This window comes from Isobaculum melis, from assembly GCF_900111355.1.
GTDB classification, from domain to species: domain Bacteria; phylum Bacillota; class Bacilli; order Lactobacillales; family Carnobacteriaceae; genus Isobaculum; species Isobaculum melis.
In genome coordinates, this window is the sequence record NZ_FOHA01000043.1 from 1 (window position 1) to 1076 (window position 1076).

Annotated in this window: 1 protein-coding gene and 1 pseudogene; both read left to right on the forward strand. The window is 37.0% G+C overall.

Annotated features, from left to right (window positions below; all coding sequences use genetic code 11):
- Positions 1 to 171 (forward strand): annotated as a pseudogene (locus tag BMW29_RS14255) (leucine-rich repeat domain-containing protein); the annotation flags it as partial.
- Between the two features lie 30 nt (positions 172 to 201).
- Positions 202 to 1076: leucine-rich repeat domain-containing protein (locus BMW29_RS13790; RefSeq protein ID WP_483867447.1), on the forward strand; the 875-nt coding region annotated here is incomplete at its 3' end.

The following is a 1076-nucleotide window of genomic DNA, read 5'->3' on the forward strand; positions in this document are numbered from 1 at the left end:
AACCAACTCACAGTTTTACCGGACACGATAGGAAATCTTAGCTCGTTAACATACCTTTATGCGAATAGTAATCAACTCACGGTTTTACCGGACACGATAGAGAATTTAAGTTCATTAACGAGTCTTAATCTGGCGGGCAACCAACTCACGGTTTTACCAGATATTATAGGAAACTTGGGTTCGTTAATAGATCTTCAACTGATGGACAATCAATTTACTAGTTTGCCAGATAGCGTAGGAAATCTTAATACATTGAGGTATCTAGATCTAGGTGGTAACCAACTCACAATCATACCTGAAACGATAGGAAACCTTAGTTCGTTAATACGTTTAAGTTTCTTTGGTAACCGACTTACTAGTTTACCAGAGTCTATTGGAAAGCTTACTTTGAAAGGGAATATAGATATTCGTGGTAACTATTTACCCACGGATTCAGTGGCTCAGTTAAAACTTAAATTTCCTCATTTAAATTTTTACCATTCAAATACACGTAAACTCAAACTAGAAAGTAAGTCGATTTCTACAAAAATTGATATCGAAGAAATAAGTGAATGGGGGATGTTAAATACTTCTGAAGTATTAATGAAATATTTAGCAAAGGATGATCGTGTACCGGCGCATCACTACTTCTTAGAAGAATACTCAGATAACCAAGGAAACCCAATCAATCTTGAAGACTATGTCAAGGATGGAAAGATGCTCAAAACTGGAAGCATTTACGCGAAAATCAGAGCTGGTGGAACAGGAGTTTTTCCTAACAACAGTGACCGAGCCATCACAAATGACACAATTGAAATTGAATTTTACAAGCGTAAGCTGGCCTTTACAAGCATTCCTACAACTGTTTCATTTGGAACCGATGTAGCCATCAGTGCCAATGAAAAAACATATCCATTACAAGCTGTTGGTCAGCCCTTAGCTGTGCAAGACAATAGAAAAATCAAATCCACTTGGACTGTTTCAGCAAAAATGACAAAGGAACTCACATCAGAAAGCAACCATGTGTTAACAGATAGTTTGCTTTACCGATTAAACGGCAACCAATTTTACCTAAACACATCATCCATCAATCTCTT